The sequence below is a fragment of the Archangium sp. genome (genome assembly GCF_036277355.1).
In the GTDB taxonomy this organism is placed as follows: domain Bacteria; phylum Myxococcota; class Myxococcia; order Myxococcales; family Myxococcaceae; genus Archangium.
Map to the genome: position 1 here is coordinate 25,727 of NZ_DASUNC010000191.1, position 20,381 is coordinate 46,107.

Genomic DNA, 20,381 nt, shown 5'->3' on the forward strand with positions numbered 1-20,381 from the left:
CTACAAAAAAGCCCCCGCCACACAGGCCAGCCCGGCGGCGAGGTAGAGCACCACGTAGTTCGGAACCCGCCGGGCGACCAGCAGGTAGGACACCACCCCCAGGGCCAGGCAGCCCGCGGACAGCAGGGGCGCGAAGCGGCCCCCCGCGTTGGCCCCGAAGGTGACGGCCAGCCAGGCCGCCAGTCCGCCCGCGCACGCCGCCGCCACCGCCCGCAGCTTCGCTCCCCGGGTGGGGAGATTGGCCCTCGCCACCGCCTCCACCAGCCTGTCCCCCAACGACAATCCCAGCAAGTACAACCGGGCCCGGAGCGTCAGGTGGACGAGGTTGTAGAGGACGAGGAAGAGCACCGCCGCCCACGCCGCCAGGATGGGCACCAGCGCCGCGCACACCGCCCCGGTGGCCGGTTTGAGTGACAGCCAGAAGAAGCCATCCCCCAGCGCCGCCAGCGGGCCCATGAGGGCCGCCTTGAAGGCCACCACCCGGTCCGGCGGCTCCTCGCCCCGGGCGATGCGCTGCTCGTGGTAGAGCACGCCGCCCACGATGGCCGCCGCCACGTACGGGTGGGTGTTGAAGAAGACGAGGTGCCGGCGCACCGCCTCCTCGAGGGCCTGCTTCTCCGGGTAGAGCCGCTCCAGCGCCGGGTAGATGGCGTAGGCCAGCCCCAGGTTCTGCATGCCCTGGGGGTTCCACGAGGCCTGCAGGAAGAGCGAGCGCAGGAAGACGCGCAGCAGCACTCCGCGGGTGAGGGGCGGGCTGACGGCGCTCACGGGCCCCCCCGGAGCAGGACGAGGAGCACGGCCAGGGTGACGAGGCCGGCGCCCAGGCCCGCGAAGAGGGGCGCCCGCCGGGCATGGCTGCCCCGCGCGGCGATGGAGGCCGCCACCGAGGCCATGGCCGGGTAGGCCCACGCCAGGCCCCGCAGCAGCGGCAGCGGCAGCCGCTCCAGCAAGGGCCCGAGGAAGAAGCCCGCCAGCGCGCACGCGGCGGTAATGGCCCCGAAGAGGGCGAAGTGCGGCCACATGCCCCAGAGGTTCTGCTGCATGGCCCGGGTGAGCTGGCCGGCCTCGGCCGAGGCCATGGCCTTGCGCGCCAGGCGCGACGAGTAGCGCTCCAACACCCGGTCCACCAAGAGGCCCACCCGCGCCAGCCCGATGAAGAGGAGGATGGCGATGGACCAGAGGGCCGGCGTGGAGCCCGCGCCGGTGGCGGCGGCCATGGTGGCCGCGGCGGCGGAGGTGCCGGTGGCCGACAGCGTGTCGTTGTCCGGCAGCGAGGCGCCCAGGTTGGCCGTGCCCAGGTGGAAGAGCTCCAGCAGCATGCCGATGAAGAGCCCCGAGGGCACGTCGTTGAGCAGCAGCCCCATGGCGGTGGCCGCCACCAGCGGGCGGGAGAACATGGCCTGCAGGAAGGCCTTGCGCTCCACCGCGACGAGGCCGCCCCAGACGCCGGCGAGCGCGACCTGGGTCCAGCCCACGCTCACGGCCTCATCCCGCCTTTCCCCACCGCTCTTTGAGGTCCGCCAGCTCCACCGGCTTCTCCGCCGGCACCGCCCGCGCCTCCACCTTCACGCCCTCCTCCGCCAGCCGCTGCAGCGCCTGCAGCTCCGACTCGGCGAGGAAGACGGAGGGCGACACCTGCCGCCGGCCCGTCCCAAAGTGCACGTTGCCCAGGTTGAGCTGCTCCACCTTCAGCCCGTGCGCCAGGGCGAAGGGCACCGCCGCCACGTCCCGCAGCAGCACCAGCGTCTTGATGGAGTCCTTGGAGATGCCGGCGAAGTCCACCTGCGCCAGCGGGAAGATCTGCACCTCGATGGCGCTCTGTACCGCCAGGGCCATGGCGGCGCGCACCAACGGGCTGCTGGCCGCCTCGTCGTCAGCGACGACGACGCGCGAGACCTTCAAATGCGGGAGCCAGGCCTCGACGACCTGTCCATGAATGAGGCGGTTGTCGACGCGGACCAGGGAGATCACAGCAGTCTCGAATCGCCCACCCTCGGGGGGCCGTCAAGTTCGCGGCACGGCCGGTTGCGCCTGACGCTGCTGGGCCTCGCGCAACAGGGCTGAAGCACAGGTGATGTTGCGCTGTCCGTAGGACGCCAGCTGGCTGGCCATCTCCGCCAGCGGCAGGTCCTCGGAGCGCAGGGAGTTGGCCTTGAGGAGCATGGGGAGGTTCACGCCCGCGAGCACCTCCAGCTTGCCCGACTGGCAGCGCTCCGAGCACATCATCAGCGACTCCTTGCACGGAGTGCCGCCGAAAAGGTCGGCCATGACGATGACGCCATCGCCCTGGTCCAACTCGGCCACCGCCTGCCGCATCTTCGCCCGGAGATCCTCGACGGAGGTTCCAGGCTCGATGTTGCAGGTCGCCACCGCGGGCAGCTTGCCCACGATCTGCTCAGCGGTCGCTACCAGCTCGTCCGCCAGACGTCCGTGCGATGCCACTACGAGGCCGACCATGATCACCTCTCACCAGCCCCCCCAGGGCTGGACCTGACTACGCCTGAATGGTGCGATGCGCAACCCCCACCGAAAGTTTCCGTTGGCACCCAAGCCACCACCCCACTCCCGCCCACCTTCCCTTCCTGAAGGAAGGTAAGTCAGCTTCCGGTCCCCCGCCCGCAATTTCACCGTCTTTCGGACGAGCCCCTGTCGGCTGCCAGACGAGGAGGCAGGGACGCCCCCCCTCTAGAGGGAGATGCGTGGGAGGGCGTGTGAGCGCGCAGGGGGGCAACGCTCACCCGGCCCTCACCTGGCGGGAGAGGGAGGAGTCAGCCGGCGGGGAACCACCAGCTCAGCTTGAGGGCAAAGGTGTGCCCACCGGGTGAAGTGAGCGCATCACCGAGGAACCGGGGAGACAGCGGGTCGGTCCGGGCCGAGGGGGTGGAGCGGTCCTGCTGCCACACGAGGAAGAGCGTGCTGCCGAGCCGCCACTCCCAGCGCAGCACCACGTTGCTGCGGAAGGAGCGCAGGTTGAAGTCGGGGTCGTCCAGGCGGAGCGAGGCGTCGCCGTCCACCAGCTCCACGCCCCCGTCGGCCGAGCGCGAGAAGGAGCCGTAGCGGCGCAGGGTGCCCCCGGCCCGCTCCAGCTCGCCGAAGCCGCTGAAGGAGCCACTGGAGGCGAAGGGCTCGGCGTAGGCCTCGATGCTCAGGTCCGGGGAGAGGAAGAGGTTGGCGCGCAGCCGCAGCGCCACCTCGCGGCGCTGCACGGAGCCGAAGACGTAGCGCTTGCCGAACGTCCCGGGGCCGCCTCCCTCCAGCGTGTCCACGTACTGCATGCCGTCGGTGTAGAGGAAGACGGCGGGCTCGAGGCCCAGGCGCAGGCGCCGGTGGGGCTGCAGGGTGAGCCCGGCCGACACGAAGCCGCCGTGGCTGCCCTGCTCGAAGGACCAGAGCGCGCCGGTCACGTTCCAACGCGTGGTGTCATTGAAGCTGTTCTCGAGGGAGATCTCCCCGTCCACGCCCTGCGCCGTCCGCATGAGCGGCCCGCCCCGGGTGAGCGAGTCCGACAAGGCCCGCGGCAGGTACGTCACCCGGAACTCGCCCGCCCAGAAGTTGGGGAAGGTGGCCGCGCCGGTCAGCACCAGCTCGCTGGACTGGCGCGTGAGGCCATAGTTCCAGTTGGAGGCGGCGGCCAGGCCCAGCTGCCAGTTGCGCAGCAGGCGGCCCGGGTTCGTCTCGCGGTACGTCAGGCCCAGGCGGGCGTCGAGGTCGTCCGCGGTGTTGAGCCGGCCCACGTCATTGAGCTCGAAGCCCGGGGAGAGCGCGTTGGCGCTGGCGTTCCACAGCCAGTGCTCACCGCTCACCCGCTCCACCTTGGCGCCGAGCGTGTAGCCGGACAGCGCGGTGGCCTCGGGGTCCACGCGCACGTAGGACTGGTCCGGCCGCTGGAAGAAGCGGGCGCTGGACTCCTGGAGCCGGGTGATGGCGGCGGCGTCTCCGCGCACCAGGCTGCCGCCCGCGTAGCCGGAGACGAAGTACTCGCTGCCCACGCGCAGCCGGAAGTCCGCGCCTCCCGAGTACGCCTCGCGGGTCAGCAGCCACGTGAGGCCCTGCCCCCGGCCGATGTGCCGGTACATCGTGGTGGCGGTGGCCCCCACCACCGAGCCGCCGGGGCCCAGCTCCTGCTGCGCGCGCAGCACGCCGAAGCCGGTGCGCGAGTCCAGCTTCACCCGGTCCTGCACCCCGGAGGAGAAGTCATAGGTGTCCGCGAAGGCGTCGCCGGTGAAGGCCCCCAGGGCGCCCAGCGACAGGCCCGAGGACAGCCGCCCGGTGAGCTTCGCCGCGCCCCAGATGGTGCTGGCGCGGGGGGACTCGACGAAGTCCGCGGACGCGGAGAGCCGCGGCGAGCCTCCCACGCGGCGCGAGTAGAAGTAGGCGGGCCCGTAGCCGCTGCTGTTGTTGAGGAGCTGGCTGCCCTCGGTGAAGAAGGGGCGGCGCTCCTGGAGGAAGATCTCGAAGGCGGTGAGGTTCACCTGGGCCGGGTCCGCGTCCACCTGCCCGAAGTCCGGGTTCACCGTGGCGTCCAGGGTGAGGTTGGGCCCGAGGCCAATCTTCGCGTCCAGGCCCGCGCGGCCCGAGTACGGGGCGCGGCTCTCGAAGGGCGTGCCGACGCGCGGGTTGGCCCCCGAGAAGGCCTGGAGGTCCCCGGCGAGGTAGGGCACCACCTCGATGCGGCGCGAGGGCGCCACGCCGCGGATGCCGGTGAGCTCGCCGAAGTGGGAGGACCAGCCGGTGACGTCGCGCGGCACCACCACCCAGAAGGTGTCCTCGTTGCGGCGGGGCATGTAGCGGTTGATGTTGAGGCCCCACACCTGCTGCTCGGCGGCGTTGAAGCGCAGCTGCGAGAAGGGGATGCGCAGCTCTGCCACCCAGCCCTCGGACGTCTGCGTGGTGCGGGCCTCCCAGACGGGGCTGTAGGAGGAGTCGCGGACGTACTCGTGGTCCTGCGGGTGGTACCAGTCCACGCGCACCCCGGCGGCGGTGACGGCGAAGCTGTAGGCGGTGCGCCGGTCCCGGTACGTGTCCAGCGAGATGATGAGGCGCTCGGCCGAGCCGCTCTCGTCGCGCCGGGTCATCACCGTCTCGATGTCCTCGGGCTTGTCGCTGGCCATGCGCGCGCCCACGTAGAGGGCCTCGGCGTCGTAGACGAAGGCCACCTCGGTGCGCAGCGTGGACGGCTTGCCCTGCTCGGGCTCCTTCTGCGTGAAGTCGCTGGTGAAGGGGATGCGGCGCCAGATTTCGTCATCCAGCACGCCATCCACGCGCGGGCCCTGCTCCACGCGCACGGCTTCCAGGCGCCGCCCTTCCCCGGCCGTGGAGGGCTGGGCGTGGGCGGAGAGGCTTCCGAGAAGCAGGACGCTGAGTGCGGCGAGCACGAGGACGGAGCGCGACATGGCGGGGCGAAGAACCATACCCGCACTCCGGATGCGAGTCCGAACGAGATCGCCTGCCTGGGGAGCGCCCCTCGCCGGTTCGCGGGGCGAGCCGCCTCGGAACCCCCCGGAATAAAAGGGAGAGGAGCGCGCCTACTCCTTCTCGACGTCGCGGTCCCACAGCTGCACGCGCGGGTGGTCCCCCACGAGGCGCTTGCGCAGCTCCTCGGCGATGGCCACCGAGCGGTGCTTGCCCCCCGTGCACCCCAGCGCCACCGTGAGGTACGCCTTGCCCTCCTTCTGGTAGCGCGGGAAGAGGAAGCGGCAGAGGTCCACCACCTTCTCCACGAACTGCTGCGTCTCCTCGCGGTCCAGCACGTACGAGGCCACCCGGGGGTCCTTCCCCGTGAGCCCCTTGAGCTCCGGGACGAAGTACGGGTTGGGCAGGAAGCGCACGTCGAACACCAGGTCCGCCTGCGGCGGCACCCCGTGCCGGAAGCCGAAGGACATGACAGACAGCGACGGCCCGCTCGCCGGCTCCGGGTTGAAGCGCGCCTGCACCATGCGCTTCAGGTCGTGCACGTTGAGCACCGACGAGTCGATGACCTGATCGGCCAGCTCGCGCAGATCCTTGAGGGCCTCGCGCTCGGCTTGAATCCCCTCGGACACGCTGCCCGTGGGCGCCAGCGGGTGGCGGCGGCGCGTCTCGCTGAAGCGGCGGATGAGGCTCTCGTCACTGGCGTCCAGGAAGAGCACCTCCACGTGGTGCCCCGCCCGGCGCACCTCGTCGAGCACCCGCGGCGCCTCGTGCAGGAAGATGCCCTCGCGCGCGTCCACCACCAGCGCGAGGTGCTCGAACTGCCCGCCTCCGGCCAGCTCCGTCAGCTTGGGCAGGAGCAACACCGGCAGGTTGTCGATGCAGAAGAAGCCGACATCCTCCAGCGCGCGGATGGCGGTGGACTTGCCCGAGCCAGACATGCCCGAGATGATGACGACGTGCTTGGCCGGGGCCGTGTTCACTCGACTTCCTCACCCATGGAGCGGCGCATCGCCCCTTCGGCGATGGCGCGGTTGAGCCGCTCGGCGAACTCCCTCGCCGAGTGGTGACCCTGCTGCTTGAGCAACTGGTTGCGCGCGGCCACCTCGATGATGGTGGTCATGTTGCGGCCGGGGCGCACCGGCACCACCGACAAAGGGATGTCCACGCCCACGATGTTCATGAACCGGTCCTCCACGCCCAGCCGGTCGTACTCCTGCTGCGGATCCCACTCGTGCAGTTCGATGACGAGCTCGATCTTCTTGCGCTCGCGCACCGAGGCCACGCCGAACAGGTCCTTGATGTTGATGATGCCCAGGCCGCGGATCTCCATGTGGTGGCGGATGACGGGGTTGCCCGCGCCGTACACCACGCCGGGCCGCCGCCGCGTCACGTCCACGATGTCGTCCGCCACCAGCCGGTGGCCCCGCATCACCAGGTCCAGGGCGATCTCACTCTTGCCGATGCCACTCTTGCCCAGCAGCAGGATGCCCACGCCGAACACGTCCATCAACACGCCGTGCAGGCTGCTGGCCTCGGTGAGGGCCTCCTCCAGGAAGGCCTGCACCTGCTGGATGAACTGGCTGGAGAGCAGCGGGGTGCGCATCAGCGTCAGCCCGGCCTTCTCGCACGCCTCCAGCAGGGCCGGGGGCGGGGCGATGTCCTTCGTCACCACCACGCAGGCCAGCTCCTCCTGGAAGAGCGAGTCCAGCACCTCGCGCTGCCGCTCCTCGGGGAGCGTGCGCAGGTAGGACACCTCGGTGTTGCCGAACACCTGTACCCGGTGAGGGTGGAGGTGCTCGGTGAAGCCCGTGAGCGCCAGCCCCGGCTTCTGGATGCGCGAGGAGTTGATACGGCGTTGCACCCCGCGCTCGCCCGCTACCAGGGTGAGCCGGAGATCGTACTCGCGATCCTCGAGGAGTTGTGAGACCCGGATTGAGTTCATCGGCAAGGGTGGAATATCACCCCCGCCGGACTTTTTGCGTGGTGATCCCTCATGTCCGCCTCCCCTCCCTCCCCCGAAACGCCCGCCGAGCGGCTCCTCGCCCGGGCCGTCCTCGTCCTGCTCCTCGGGGTGGGAGCCACACTCCGAGTGTGGTTGGCGCTCACGGATGACGGCGTGGCGTGGCCGGATGAGATCTACCAGAGCCTGGAGCCGGCCCACCGGCTCGTCTTCGGCTACGGGATGCAGGCGTGGGAGTTCCTCGAGGGGGCCCGGAACTGGACCCTGCCCGGGCTGGTGGCCGCCCTGTTCAAGCTGTCGGCGCTGGTGGGCCTGGAGGAGCCGCGGGGGTACCTGGGCCTGACGAGGGCCTTCTTCGGGCTGGTGGGAGCCGCCACGGCCTGGGGGAGTTGGAGGCTGGCCCGGGCATACGGGGCCTCGCCGCTGGCGGCCAGCGCGGGGGCCTCGCTCTTCGCGGTGGCGGCCGTGCCGCTCTACTTCGCCCCCCGGGCCATGAGCGAGAACGCCTCCGCGCTGCCGGTGGTGCTAGGACTGGGACTGGCGCTCGCACCGGGGGCCTCGCGCCGGGCGGGGATGGTGGGGGCCTCGCTGCTGGGGCTCGCCGTGCTGCTGCGCCTGCAGAATGGCGTCTTCTGCGTGGGCCTGCTGGCGGTGCTGGCGGCACGGCGCGACTGGCGGGCCGTCCGCGACGCGCTGGCCGTGCTCGCCGGGTGGGCCTTCCTCTTCGGACTGCTCGACAAGCTCACCTGGGGCCGCTGGTTCCACTCGGCCCTGGTGTACCTGGACTTCAACGTCGTGAAGAACGGGGCCGCCACCTTCGGCGTCGAGCCCTTCAGCTTCTACAACCGCGTCCTGTTCCGGGCCATGGGCGGCGTCACGCTGGTGACGGTGGGGCTGGCGCTGCTCGCGGCGCGGAGGGCCCCGGGCCTGCTCGGAGTGGCCGCCGCCTTCTACCTGCTCCACGCGCTGCAGCCCCACAAGGAGCTGCGCTTCCTGCTGCCCGTGCTGCCCCTGTTCGCCGCGCTCGCCGGCGTGGGGTTGGACGCGGTGCTGCGCCGCCTGCCGCCCTCCCCCGTCCGGATCGCCCTGCCGCTGGCGGTGGTGGCGGTGGCGAGCCTCTCCGGCCTCCGCATGGGAGGGCTCACCTTCCGGGACCTCGGGCAGTACCCGGGGCCCAAGTCCCTGCAGAACGCCTGGGATGACTTCGGCCCCGTCAACCGCCTGCTCATCACCGCCGGCAAGCTCCCGGACGTGTGCGGCCTGAAGGTGGAGCGGCTCCACCTGGCCTGGACGGGCGGCTACAGCTACTTCCACCGCGACGTGCCCCTCTACGCGGACCATGGCCCGGGGCACGAGTCCCGCCTCTACAGCCACGTGCTCACCGTGGGCACCATGCCCGATGGCGAGGTGGTGGCCTCCGAGGGCCCCTTCGTGCTGATGCGCCTGCCGCACGGCCGCTGCACGCCGGATCCGGCCTGGTCCTCGCGCCTTCCGTGAGCCAACGTTTTCCCACCGGGAGCATTTCCCACCGGGCACGCCGCTGCTAAGCCGGGCCGCCTATGTCCGACTGCATCTTCTGCAAGATTCGCGACGGTCACATTCCCGCGAGGCTCGTCCACCGGGATGACCACTGCCTGGCCATCGAGGACATCAACCCCCAGGCCCCCACGCACCTGCTCGTCATCCCGCTCGAGCACATCCCCACGATGAATGATGTCACCGTGGAGCATCGCGAGCTGGTGGGCCACCTGCACCTCACCGCCGCGAAGCTGGCGCGCCAGCGGGGCCTCGCCGACAGCGGCTACCGGCTCGTCCTCAATACGCGCCGCGACGCCGGCCAGACGGTGTTCCACATCCACCTGCACCTGCTCGGTGGACGCCCCATGGAGTGGCCTCCGGGGTAGTGGCGCCGGGCTCGGGTGTCACCGCGGGACTCACATGTCCGGCTCGCACGTCCAGGGGTATTTCTCGGAGTAGCGGTGACACTTGTAATGAGAGCCGCAGGCGTTAGGGACGGCCGGGTCACAGGATTTCCTGCATGCCCCGATGCTGCAGACGAAGCCCTCGGGACAAGACGCGGGGTTCGCCTCGTCACAGGAGAGGATGCACGTCCCCCAGGCTTCGTGCGGGTGGCTGAAGGTGTTCCACATGGAGCACTTCTGCTCCTCGGGACAAGGCGTCTCCTGGCAGTTGTGGCCATGCACCTGCGCACACACCGACACGCCCTTCTCCATGTTGGGCTGGATGCAGACCTGTCCTTCGGGACACGATCGGCCCTCACACGTGGGCAGGCAGGAAGGACCATCGAGGCCCTCGCGGCAGAAGAAACCCTCGGGGCAACTCCCGGGCGCTTCCACCCGGCACGGCCGACCGCACCGGCGCTCCTGGCACAGCAGGCCCCGTTCACAGGCCGCTTCACGCAGGGACGACATGTCCGAGCAGGGCTCGCCCTCCTTGCGCACCCCCACCAGTGTGCACTGGCGGAGCCGGGGCCCCCCCTTCACCGTCTCCAACGTGCGGCACACCATGTCCTCCGCACATTGCTGGTCCGTCATGCACCGGCTGTCGGTGCAGTACCTCCATTTCGAGCGCGCATTGAAAAAACAGGCCAGCGGTGGGTCGCAATCCTTGCGGCCCGAGCAGGGGCGCTCATAGGACATCAGGCTCTGGCGCTCTCCGGGCGAGAGCATGGGAACGAGCGTCGCCGCAGGAACCGGCCGCAGACCTCCCAGCATGGCCGTATGGAGGGCCCAGGCCAGCGGTAGGAGCAGGAGAAGGCCCAGCAGTGAGGCCATGAGGGGGCGCCAACGCATCACGGGTTGGTCCTGGACTGACACTCATGAGGGCACCCTTTGCTCTCCCACAACTCAGGGGGAACTTCACATTTCTCCAACCACTCCTCCTCGCTCAAGGGGCAGTCGTGCCGGTGCATCTCCTCCGCGAGGTCCTTCGCCATCGCCCGATCGATGGTGCCGCCCTTCCCGCCAGGTCTCCGGGCACGCCGTCCCCACAGCCATCACCACCGTGAACGCGAACACCCGTCGCCAGCGCATGTGTCCTTCTCCTCGAAGAGGCAACACCCTGGTGTGTCCCGGCATCATATACCCCGCCCATCCCCACCTCACGACGAGGAAGCTCCGGCGCCAGGACTCCGTGGCCCGGTCTGCTCACAGGTCCGGCTCGCACGTCCAGGGCTCTTTCTCGGAGTAGCGGTGACACTTGTAATGGGGTCCGCAGGCATCGGGAACGGCCGGGTCACAGGACTTCCTGCAGTAACTCATCTGGCAGACGAAGCCCTCGGGGCAGGAAGCCGTGTCCTCCTCAACACACGGGATGAGACACGTGCCCCAGGCTTCGCGCGGGTGGTCGAAGGAGCTCTGGACGAAACACTCCTGACCTTCAGGACAGGGCGTCCGCTGGCAGCTCTGCCCATGCACCTGCGCACACACCGATACGCCCTCATCGAATCGGACGCAGTCCTGCCCCTCGGGACACGCGCGGCCCTCACACGTGGGTAGACAAGAAGGACCATCGAGGCCATCGCGACAGAAGAAGCCCACCGGACAGCTCCCGGGCTCTTCCACCCGGCACGGCCGTCCGCAGTGGTCCGCCTGACACAAGAGCCCCCGTTCACATGCCGCTTCGCGCGAAGTCATCATGTCCGCGCAGGGCTCGCCCTCCTTGCGCACCCCCACCAGCGTGCACTGACGAAGTCGGGGTCCGCCCTTCACCGTCTCCACCGTGCGGCACACCATGTCCTCCGTGCAATGCTGGTCCGTCATGCACCGGCTATCGGTGCAGTACATCCACATCGAGCGTGGGTTGAAGAAGCAGGCGAGCGGTGGCTCACAATCCTTGCGGCCCTTGCAGGGACGCTCGTAGCTCAGCAGGCTCTGGCGCTCTCCTGGAGAGAGCATCGGGACGGCCTTTGCTTCGGGTGCCGGACGCAATCCTCTCAGCATGGCCGTATGGAGGGCCCAGGCCAGCGGCAGAAGCAGGATGAGGCCCAGCAGCGGTGCCAGGAGCGCACGCCAACGCATCACGGCTCGGCCCTGAACTGACATGCATGGGGGCACCGTTGCTGCTCCCACTCAACGGGCTCTCGGCACTTGCGCACCCACTCCTCCTTGCTCAAGGGGCAGTCATGCTGGTGCAACTCCTCCTCGAGGTCCTTCGCCATCGCCCGGTCGATGGTGCCGCCTTCCCGCCAGGTCTCCGGGCACCCCGTCCCCACCGCCATCACCACCGTGAACGCGAACACCTGTCGCCAGCGCATGTGTCCTTCCCATGGAAGAGGCATCGGTCCCACGCGCTGGCAGCATAGCCTTTCGCTCCACCCCTAACGCGGAATCTCCGTCGCGGAGACCGCGGGCTCCACGTGCAGCTTGCGCTGCTCCCGCCGCAGGAAACGCTCGAGCCCCACGCGCGTCACCACCCCCACCTGCCCATCCCCCTGCACCGGCAGAGCGTCCACGAGCTGGATGTCCATGGCCGCGAGCGCCTCGCCCACCGTCGTATCCACTGACACCGCGGGCGCCTGGTCCGCCAGCGCCACCACCGTGGACCCGTCCCCCACCTGCCTCCAGCGCTCGCCCAGCGTGCTCGCCGTCACCACGCCCACCAACCGCCCGCCCTCGTCCTTCACCGGCAGGGCCGCCACCGGCGCCGTGAGCAGCCGCTCGCGCAACGCCGAGGCCGGCAGCTCCGGCCCCACCGGCTCCATCCACACCACCCACTCCCTCACCGGCGCGCGCCGCAGCGTGTGCGGATCCACTCCCGCCTTCCGCTCCACCAGCGTGTGGCACAGCGCCGAGGCCAATGTGCACGTCACCATCAGCGGCAGGATGATGGAGTAGTTGCCGCTCAGCTCGTACACCATCATCAACCCCGTGAGCGGCCCGCGCGTGAGCGCCGCCACCGCACCGCCCATGCCCACCATCGCGTAGGCCCCGCTCGGCGCGGTGATGCCCGGCATGGCCGCGTGCAGCACCTCCCCGAACGCGCCTCCCGCCAGCGCCCCCATCACCGTCATGGGGAAGAACGTCCCTCCCGAGCCTCCCGAGCCCAACGTCAACGCCGTGGCCACCAGCTTGAGCGCGAAGCCCGAGGCCAGCATCACCAGCGGCAGCGACCGCAGCGCCGCCTCGTTGATGGACTCGTGCCCCGTGCCCCACACCACCGGGTGCACCAGCGCCAGGCACCCCACCAGCAGTCCTCCCAGTCCCGCCCTCAGCGGCAGCGGCTGCCGTCCCAGCAAGGCACTCAGCCGTCCCCGCTTCCTCCCCTGGAAGAAGTCCTCCACCCCGTGCAGCAGCCGGATGAAGGCATACGCCAGCAGCCCCGTCACCAATCCCAACACCGCGTAGAAGACGATCTCCCAGCCACTCACCATGCTGTAGCCCACGCGCTGAATCATCGCCGCGTTGCCCATGACGCCCCGGCCCACCATGGTGGCCGTGACGCTGGCGAGGATGATGGGAGAGAAGACGCGCAGCTGGAACTCGCGCAGGATGATCTCCATCGCGAAGATGGCGCCAGCGATGGGCGCGTTGAAGGAGGCGGCAATGCCCGCGCCCGCGCCGCTCGCCAGGAGGATGGCCAGCTCGCGCCGGGTGAAGCCCAGCGTGCGCCCCACCGCCGATCCGAACGCCGCGCCTCCGAATACGATGGGCCCCTCGCGCCCCGCCGAGCCTCCCGTGCCGATGGTGATGGCGCTCGCCACCAGCTTCAGCACTCCATCCCTCCCGGACAGCCAGCCCTCGCGCTCCACCGCCCTCACCACCTCGGGCACGCCGTGGCCATGGGTCTCGGGCCGGTTGCGCAGCACGTGCCCCACCACCAGTCCGCCCACCATGGGCAGCAGTGGCACCAGCCAGGGCCGCAACTGCTGGATGCTCCGTCCCATGTCGTGCATGTGGCCCAGCACCGAGTTCACCGCCGCCAGCGCCACCAGCGGGTAGTAGAGCGACAGCGCCCCCAACACCAGCAACCCCAGCACCTGCAGCCGCCGCTTCACCTCGTCCCGGGGCCCCCCGGGCAGGATGAACCGCGCGAGCACCAGCGCGCCCATCCCCAGCGGCACGCCGGCGATGAGGTACTCGAAATGCCAGCGCGCCTCGGAGAAGGCCCGGGTCAGCGCCTCGTTCGTGCCGGACTCCGGCAGGAACGCGTTCAGCACCCGGGGGAAGCCCAGGGCCAGCCCGCTGACGAGCGCGATGAGGTTGGCGAACAGGCCCGCAGCCAGCCCGCTGTAGAGGCCCACCACCGCGCCCGCCACGGGCAACACCGAGGGCCCTGGCAAGCGGAGGCGGTTGGTGGCCGCCAACAGCTTCAACAGCTGGCGCTCCACCCCGCCGCGCACCGTCCTGCCCGATTGCGTAGAAGAGTCCATCTCCGCGACGCCCACCTTGGAGTCAACGCGCTCAGCGTCGCACGCCCCTCCACCCCCGACACCTGTTCCGGCATCCCGGTGTGGAGTCTCCGACTTCAGACAGAACGGGCAGGCGGGCGGGCCCTCCTCCCCGGTGTGCTCGCTCCCCGCTCCGTCCCTACCTTCGAGTCACAACAGGACACGCAGGTCCGTCAGGAGGGCGACGATGAAGCGCTGGATGGGATGGACGATCGTTCTGGGGCTGGGAGGGGCGCTCGCCACCGGTTGCGTCTCCCGTCAGGAGGAGAACGCGCAGCAGGCGAGCAAGCCCTACGAGCCCATCAACCAGAAGAACAAGAGCCCCTCGGCCTCGGAGGCGGAGAGCTCGGGCGGCACGGGTGGAGCGGGCGGCGCGGGAAGCACCGGCGAACGGGGCGTCGCCATGCCCGAGAACTGGAGGGATCACCCGGCCAGCATGGACCGCGAGGACCAGGGGCCCTACCTGTTCGGCGGGCCGCAGACCGTTCCCCGTGAGCGCCGGCCCGCCCCCTTCGGCGTGGGCGGTGGCCCGGACAACGCCCGGAAGCAGGCCGAGGAACAGCTCAAGACGGAATGAGGCGCTAACGCCCCTCGGCCGTCCACCGCGCACGCGGGGCGAACAGGCGCGCTCCCGAGGGCGCGCTCGCCATCTCCATGGGCACACCATAGAGGGCCTCGAGCCGCTCGCGCTGGAGCACCTCCGGCGCGGGCCCCCGGGCCAGCACGTGCCCGTCGCGCAGCAGCAACACGTGCGTGGCGAAGGCCGCCGCCAGGTTGACGTCGTGGAGCACCGCCACCGCGCCCAGGCCCGCGTCCACCCGCGCGCGCACCCGCTCCAACGCGCCCACCTGGTGCGCCACGTCCAGGAACGCCGTGGGCTCGTCCAGCAACAGCAGCCTCGGTTGCTGCACCAACCCGCGCGCCAGCAACAGCATCCGGCGCTCGCCTCCCGACATCGCCTCGCAGGAGCGCTCCGCCAGGTACGCCACCCCGAGCTCCTCCAACACCGCGCGCGCCACCGCCTCGTCGCTCGCCGAGGTGAGGCCCCACAGGCCCAGGTGCGGACTGCGGCCCATCAACACCAGCTCCAACCCGCTGAAGCCCTCGGCGGGCTCGAAGCTCTGCGGCACCCACGCCACGTTCCGGGCGAGCGCCCGCGCGTCCCACTCGCTCCGCTCGCGCTCCAACAGGCGGATGCGGCCCCGCGTCCACGGCATGGCCCCCAGCACGCTCTTCAGCAGCGTGCTCTTGCCGGTGCCATTGGGGCCGAGCACCACCCACAGCTCTCCGGCCCGCACCACGCAGTCCACGTCGCGCAGCACCGGAGCCGGCCCGTAACCGGCGCTCAGTCCCTGGATGTCGAGGAGCGTGTCCACGGCGCGTCGCGGGGGCCCCGCCTCAGGAGCCCTTCTTCCTTCTCTGGATTTCCCGCTGCAGCGCCCGCACCTTGCCGAGCAGCTCGGGGCTCTCGACGTCTCCCATGTCCATCACCTCGGACTCGAGGTCCTCGTAGCGGCTGCACAGCAGATCGAGGCTCTCGCACGCGTAGATGCGTGTGAGCGCCTTGTAGGCCGTGCGCGTGCGGACCCACTCCTTCTGCAGCATCGACTGGGTGCGCGAGGACGTGCGCTTGCGCTGGACCTGGCGCTTGCTCGCGGCGGAGGCCGTGGCGTTGGACGGAGCCGCGAGCGGGGCGAGCAGGGACTGATCCGCGGACAGCTCGCCCTCGGGAGAAGCCGTGTCGCCGGTGGGAGCCGCGCCAGGCGCGGCAGCAGGAGCAGCGCCCGGGACGGGAGCGGGCGCCACCGTGCCGGGGTTCTCCGTGTTCGCGGATGCCGTCTGCGCGGACTCGGCGGCGGTGGGGGGCTCACCAGCGGCGGGAGACTCCCCAGCGGCGGGAGCCGGAGCCTGGGCCGCCTTCTTGCCCTGGAGGATCGGACGCGCGGGCGGCGGCTCCGTTGGCGCCTCCTGGTGAGGCGCATCCAGGAAGACGGCGGCGCTCAGGCCACCGCCCACCAGCAGCAGGAGGACCACCACGGCGGCCCATCCCCACGGGAAGGGCCGTGCCGGCACGGACGTGAGGCGGGTGCTCTCCGGCCGGACCGGCGGCTCCGCTTCCTCCGCGTACCGGCTTTTCGGGGCCTCGCGCTCCTCGTGGCTCCGGACGGTGGCGGCCGACAGCCGCGGAGCGGAGGCCGTCGAGCGCGGGGACGCCACGGGAATGCCCGTCGACGTCACGCGGCGGCGGGGCCGCTTCGTCCTGCCTCCTTGAGACAGCTCCTCGTCCGAGTCGCGGGTCAGCGACTCATCGAGCACCACGCGCGGCTGCGTGTCCTGGCGATACACGTCCTGGAGGACCACGCGCGGCTGGGTGTCCTCGTGACCCGAGGGCACCTGCATGCGCGGATTCGTGTCCGCCAGGCCGATGTCCTCCTCGTTCCCGAGCGCCACTTCGCTCCCGGAGGCGGACACGCCCTCCTCGTCCTGCTGGGAGGACGCGTCCGGTTCCTGCCCGGAGACTTCCCACCCGGGCTGGGACTCCCACGCGCCCTCCCCCTGCTCGCCCGACTCGTAGGGCAAGGGAGGTGCCGGGCGGGAGTCCCGCGACGGCTCGATGGCGCTCAGGTCCTCGTCCGAGCGGAGCGGCTCGGACCACATGGGCGTGTCCTCGATGGGCACCGGCCCGAGAGGCTCCGGAGGCATCTGCTCCGCCATGGGCACGGCGTGCGGCGCGCCCGGTGCCGAGCCCGGCCCGGAGGACACCACCAGCTCGCGCGTCGGGGCCATGGAGCCGGAGACCGGCAGGGCCGGAGTGAGCGGAACACGCGGCGCGGACGGCATCGCCGCCGGCTGCGGGGCGGGACGGGAAGACGCGCCCGCGGCCCGGAGCGCACCCGAGCCCGGCTCCGGGGACAGTGCCGGAGAGGCCGCGGGAGCACGGGAAGGAACCGGAGCGGGCGCGGGACTCCGGGGCGCGACCGGGGCCGTGAGTCCCGAGATGTCCACCGTGGGCGAGCCTCCCGGTGGTGACAGCCGCTCCTTGCGCGACTCCTCGATGGCCTCCACGGCGACGGCGGGCCGGGTGGGCTCGTCCAGGGACGAGGAGGGCACGGCCGGGCGCGTCTCGCCGTCATCGCGCACGGGAGCCCCCTCGCGCGTGCGCGGCGTGGGCCGGAAGGAGAGCGGCTCGAAGGAGCCCTCCGGCGCGCCCCCGGACTCCGGCTCGGGCGGACGCGCCGCTTCCCGGAGGCTCGCCAGCAACCGCCGCTCCCCCTGGTACTCCGGGCCGAACAGCTCGTGCATGTACCGGCTGACGCGCTCCGGGCCCGAGGAGGGATCCAACTCCAGCAGGCACGCGTTCAGCTTGCCGCGCAGCTCCTCCGCCGTCTGGAAGCGCTGCGCGGGGTCCACCGCCAGCGCCTTCATCACCAGCTGCGTCACCGCGGGCGGCGCGGACGGCACCACCTCGCCCAGCGGCTGCACGGTGGGCTGGGCCACCGCCGACATCAGCTCGCCCGGGGGCAGCAGATCGAAGGGGTTCCTCCCGGAGATGAGCTCGTACAGACACAGGCCCACCGCGTACAGGTCGCTGCGGCGATCCACCGGCTGGTGCCGCGCCTGCTCCGGCGACATGTAGAGGAACTTGCCGAGGATGATGCTCGGGTTCGTCTTCGCCGCGCTCAGCCGGCTCTTGGCCAGGCCGAAGTCGATGACCTTCACCTCCCCCTCGTAGGAGATGAGGATGTTCTGCGGCGAGATGTCCCGGTGCACGAGGTTCAGCTCGCCCTCGTCATCGCCCTTCTTGCGGTGCGCGTAGGCGAGCGCGTCCAGCACCCGGCCCATCACGAACAGCACGAAGGTGAGCGGCAGCGGCTTCTGCCTGTCCCGCGCCCGCGCCGCCACCTTGCGCAGGTCCTTGCCGTCCACGTACTCGAGGGCCATGTACGCATCGCCCTCGTGCAGCCCCATGTCCAGCACCTGCGCGATGGAGCCGTGCGACAGCTTCACCAGCGTGCGCGCCTCGCCCACGAAGCGCTCGACGAACTCCGGATCCGCCGCCAGCTGCGGCAATATCTTCTTGATGACGCACAGCTTCTCGAAGCCCTGCGCGCCCTCCAGCCGTGCGAGGAAGATTTCGCCCATGCCGCCGGTGGCGAGCTGGGACAGCAGCGTGTAGCGGCCGAACGGCACGGGCCGGAACGGACGCAGTCGAGCGGTCGAGGACGACGGATTCATGCCGGACGCTGGGCGCTCATGCTCGCGAGGGGGGCGCCCATGCTCGCATTGTTCCGGGGCCGAGTGCGAGCCTCCGCCCCACCTTTTTCAGCACAGCATCCCACCTCAGCGCACACCGGGATGGGTGAGCTGGGGGATGTCCTCGTCCATGACCTCGAAGGCGGCGACCTTGTCGCGAGGGGCGCGGATGAGGCGCTCGCCGAGGGGGACGACGTCGAAGCGGGCGCCGATCACCGCGAGCGTCTTGCCGGTGATGAGCACCTGGCCGGGCATGCCGGTGGCGGCGAGCCACGAGGCGATGTTGACGCCCTCGCCCACGGCGGAGAAGGAGGGGCGGGACTCGGGGCCCACGAAGCCGGCCAGGACGCGGGCGGTGTTGATGCCGATGCGCAGCTCGCAGCGCTCCTCCACGGGGCGGCGGGCCATGTGGCGATCCCAATCCTCGCGCAGGGCGAGCGCGGCCCGCACGGCGCGCACGGCATCGTCCGGCTTGGAGGCGGAAGTGCCGAAATGGGCGCGCAGCGACTCGCCGAAGAAGGTCTCCAGGACGCCCTCGAAGCTGAAGACGAGCCCGCCCAGACGCGCGTGGAAGTCGTTGAGCAGCTCGTTGGCGCGCGCGGCGCCGAGCTTCGTGCTCAGCGCGCCGAAGCCGACGAGCTCGGCGTGGACGATGGTGAGGTTGCGCTCCTCCAACCCGGGCAGCTTGCCGCCGGTGCGCTGGGCCTCGGCCGCGCGCCGCTCGGCCACCTCGGGCCCGAGGAAGCGCTCCAGGTGGTGGCGCAGCGGAGGCGCGCCGCTGCCCGAGGCGGCGGAGAACTTCTGCACGCCGGAGGCCACCAGGTGCGCCACGGCGGTGCAGGTGTCGAGCATGATCTCCAGCTCGGTGTCGTTCTTCGCGGAGGTGTTGACGTAGAGGACGCCGGAGAAGGGGGGCTCGAGCCCGATGGGGATGCAGAGCACCCGGTCCACGCCATAGAGGATGACGCTCTCGCGGCCGGCGAAGCGGCGGTCGTCGCGCACGTCACCCACCACGAGCGCGCGGCCCTCGCCGAGGGCCTGCTCGATGATGCCATCGGAGACGGGCACCTCGCCCTTGGCGAGCTTGCCGCGGTGGCGCACGGCGGCGGGCACGAAGACGCCGGTGGGGTGGCGCAACAGCACCACGGCGGTGGTGGCGTCGATGCGCTCGAGCACCCGGTCCATGGTGGCCTCGAGGAAGGCCGTCAGGGTGGCGGAGGTGGCGAGCGCCTCGGCGGTGTGGAAGAGGAGGAGGAGCGTCTCGTAGGCGCCGCGGGGAGCCTGGGGAGCCACGGGCGCGATGGGGGCGGCGGTGGCGGGAGCGCCGTCGAAGGGGCTGGAGAAGTTGTCGAGCGCCCGCAGCAGGTCCACGTTCTTGATGTTCTTGGCGAGGATGACGGAGGGCCCCACGTCCTCGCCGTGGCCGAAGCGGCGCACCCCACCGGCGCCCAGGTCCACCATCTCGGTGGCGGCGTTCTCCACCTGGTTGGGCTGCCGCACCGAGAGTGTGTTCTCCCCCAGGGAGATGGTGTCGCCGGGGTGCAGGTCGATGCTGCCCTGCAGGGGCGTACCATTGACGCGGCTGCCGTTGCGGCTGCCGAGATCCTCGATGCGCAGGCTGTCCCCATCGGCCACGAGCCGGGCATGCCGGCGCGAGACGAGATCACCGCCGAGGACGATGTCGTTCTCATCCGCGCGGCCGAGGTGCGTGACGCCCTCGGGAAGCTCGTAGGCAGTGTCGAAGTAACCCGGGCCGTTGATGATGATCTGCCACATCGCGGCGGGGAGATTACACGACCCGGCCGATCCATTCGCCTGGAGGCGGCGATTGATACCCGGAGTCAAATCCGCCCCAGGGTGGGGTCACGCCGTCAGCGGGGCCGGTGGATCCACACCGAGTCATCCACCCGCGCCACCCGGAAGCTCTGCAAGGGACGGGTGGCGGGACCGAGCAGGACCCGGCCATCCTCGCCGAAGCGCGAGCCGTGGCAGGGGCACTCCAGGAGAGCCTGCCCGGGCACGTGGGTGACGTGGCAGTCACCATGGGTGCAGATGTGCCAGACGGCGGAGAAGCAGCCCGACGCGGTGTGGATGACCACCACGTCGAGCAGGGCCTCGGGGACGCGCACCACCGCCGAGCCCCCCAGCTTCCTCAGCGCCGGGTACTCGGTGAGCTTCACCTCCACCCAGCCCTCCTCGGGACGGCCGGGGGTGACGCCGCAGTCCTCGGCGTCGGAGAACGAGAGCACGGTGGCCTCCCGCCACTCGGGACCACAGCCGGTACAGAGCGCGGCGAGGGCACAGGTGCCGTGCAGCAGCGAGCCGAGCACGGTGCGCCGGTCCATT

The 20,381-nt window shown here is 70.9% G+C and carries 17 protein-coding genes; 3 read left to right on the top strand and 14 right to left on the bottom strand.

All coding sequences use genetic code 11. The features are described 5' to 3' along the window. The 7 genes from VFZ09_RS46720 to hprK form a co-directional block, all read right to left on the bottom strand. A complete protein-coding gene (locus VFZ09_RS46720; RefSeq protein WP_329734328.1) occupies positions 1–768 on the bottom strand; it encodes a PTS system mannose/fructose/sorbose family transporter subunit IID in 768 nt (255 codons plus the stop codon). Next, complete coding sequence (locus VFZ09_RS46725) at positions 765–1,481, bottom strand: PTS sugar transporter subunit IIC (RefSeq protein ID WP_329734329.1); 717 nt, start codon at positions 1,479–1,481, stop codon at positions 765–767. Before VFZ09_RS46725 ends, VFZ09_RS46720 begins: the two co-directional genes overlap by 4 nt. 4 nt (positions 1,482–1,485) lie before the next feature. Next, positions 1,486–1,971, bottom strand: coding sequence for a PTS sugar transporter subunit IIB (locus VFZ09_RS46730; RefSeq protein WP_329734330.1), 486 nt, complete (start codon positions 1,969–1,971; stop codon positions 1,486–1,488). 33 nt (positions 1,972–2,004) lie between these two features. Beyond that, complete coding sequence (locus VFZ09_RS46735; protein WP_329734331.1) at positions 2,005–2,457, bottom strand: PTS sugar transporter subunit IIA; 453 nt, start codon at positions 2,455–2,457, stop codon at positions 2,005–2,007. A 311-nt stretch (positions 2,458–2,768) separates the two neighbouring features. After that, positions 2,769–5,411 (bottom strand): DUF5916 domain-containing protein, encoded by a 2,643-nt coding sequence (locus VFZ09_RS46740; RefSeq protein ID WP_329734332.1) that lies wholly within the window; start codon positions 5,409–5,411, stop codon positions 2,769–2,771. Positions 5,412–5,525: 114 nt separating this feature from the next. Further along, positions 5,526–6,392: an RNase adapter RapZ gene (gene rapZ, locus VFZ09_RS46745; RefSeq protein WP_329734333.1), complete on the bottom strand. Its 867-nt coding sequence runs from the start codon at positions 6,390–6,392 to the stop codon at positions 5,526–5,528. Then, complete coding sequence (gene hprK / locus VFZ09_RS46750; protein ID WP_329734334.1) at positions 6,389–7,354, bottom strand: HPr(Ser) kinase/phosphatase; 966 nt, start codon at positions 7,352–7,354, stop codon at positions 6,389–6,391. Before hprK ends, rapZ begins: the two co-directional genes overlap by 4 nt. A gap of 51 nt (positions 7,355–7,405) precedes the next feature. Between hprK and VFZ09_RS46755 the strand changes: the two genes are divergently transcribed. Next, entirely contained in the window at positions 7,406–8,869 is a 1,464-nt protein-coding gene (locus VFZ09_RS46755; protein WP_329734335.1) for a hypothetical protein, read from the top strand. A gap of 62 nt (positions 8,870–8,931) precedes the next feature. Beyond that, entirely contained in the window at positions 8,932–9,276 is a 345-nt protein-coding gene (locus tag VFZ09_RS46760) for a histidine triad nucleotide-binding protein (RefSeq protein ID WP_329734336.1), read from the top strand. 30 nt (positions 9,277–9,306) lie between these two features. Here VFZ09_RS46760 and VFZ09_RS46765 read toward each other — a convergent pair whose 3' ends face one another. The 3 genes from VFZ09_RS46765 to VFZ09_RS46775 all read right to left on the bottom strand — a co-directional run bounded on the left by VFZ09_RS46765 (position 9,307) and on the right by VFZ09_RS46775 (position 13,763). Then, a complete protein-coding gene (locus VFZ09_RS46765) occupies positions 9,307–10,185 on the bottom strand; it encodes a hypothetical protein (RefSeq protein WP_329734337.1) in 879 nt (292 codons plus the stop codon). A gap of 1,226 nt (positions 10,186–11,411) precedes the next feature. Then, positions 11,412–11,648 carry a hypothetical protein gene (locus tag VFZ09_RS46770; RefSeq protein ID WP_329734338.1) on the bottom strand — a complete coding sequence of 79 codons (237 nt, stop codon included), beginning with the start codon at positions 11,646–11,648 and terminating at the stop codon, positions 11,412–11,414. A 63-nt stretch (positions 11,649–11,711) separates the two neighbouring features. Beyond that, a complete protein-coding gene (locus VFZ09_RS46775) occupies positions 11,712–13,763 on the bottom strand; it encodes a chloride channel protein (protein ID WP_329734339.1) in 2,052 nt (683 codons plus the stop codon). A 205-nt stretch (positions 13,764–13,968) separates the two neighbouring features. Between VFZ09_RS46775 and VFZ09_RS46780 the strand changes: the two genes are divergently transcribed. Beyond that, positions 13,969–14,358 carry a hypothetical protein gene (locus VFZ09_RS46780; RefSeq protein WP_329734340.1) on the top strand — a complete coding sequence of 130 codons (390 nt, stop codon included), beginning with the start codon at positions 13,969–13,971 and terminating at the stop codon, positions 14,356–14,358. A 4-nt stretch (positions 14,359–14,362) separates the two neighbouring features. On the opposite strand, the gene VFZ09_RS46785 is transcribed toward VFZ09_RS46780, so the two are convergent. From VFZ09_RS46785 to VFZ09_RS46800, 4 genes are all read right to left on the bottom strand, one after another. Next, positions 14,363–15,157, bottom strand: coding sequence for an ABC transporter ATP-binding protein (locus tag VFZ09_RS46785; protein WP_329734341.1), 795 nt, complete (start codon positions 15,155–15,157; stop codon positions 14,363–14,365). Between the two features lie 22 nt (positions 15,158–15,179). Further along, entirely contained in the window at positions 15,180–18,017 is a 2,838-nt protein-coding gene (locus VFZ09_RS46790) for a protein kinase domain-containing protein (protein ID WP_329734342.1), read from the bottom strand. A 105-nt stretch (positions 18,018–18,122) separates the two neighbouring features. Continuing rightward, positions 18,123–19,811 (bottom strand): FHA domain-containing protein, encoded by a 1,689-nt coding sequence (locus VFZ09_RS46795; RefSeq protein WP_329734343.1) that lies wholly within the window; start codon positions 19,809–19,811, stop codon positions 18,123–18,125. 95 nt (positions 19,812–19,906) lie between these two features. Continuing rightward, the gene (locus VFZ09_RS46800; RefSeq protein WP_329734344.1) at positions 19,907–20,380 is read right to left on the bottom strand and encodes a ubiquinol-cytochrome c reductase iron-sulfur subunit; all 474 of its coding nucleotides are present in this window, start codon (positions 20,378–20,380) and stop codon (positions 19,907–19,909) included. Position 20,381 lies beyond the last annotated feature (1 nt).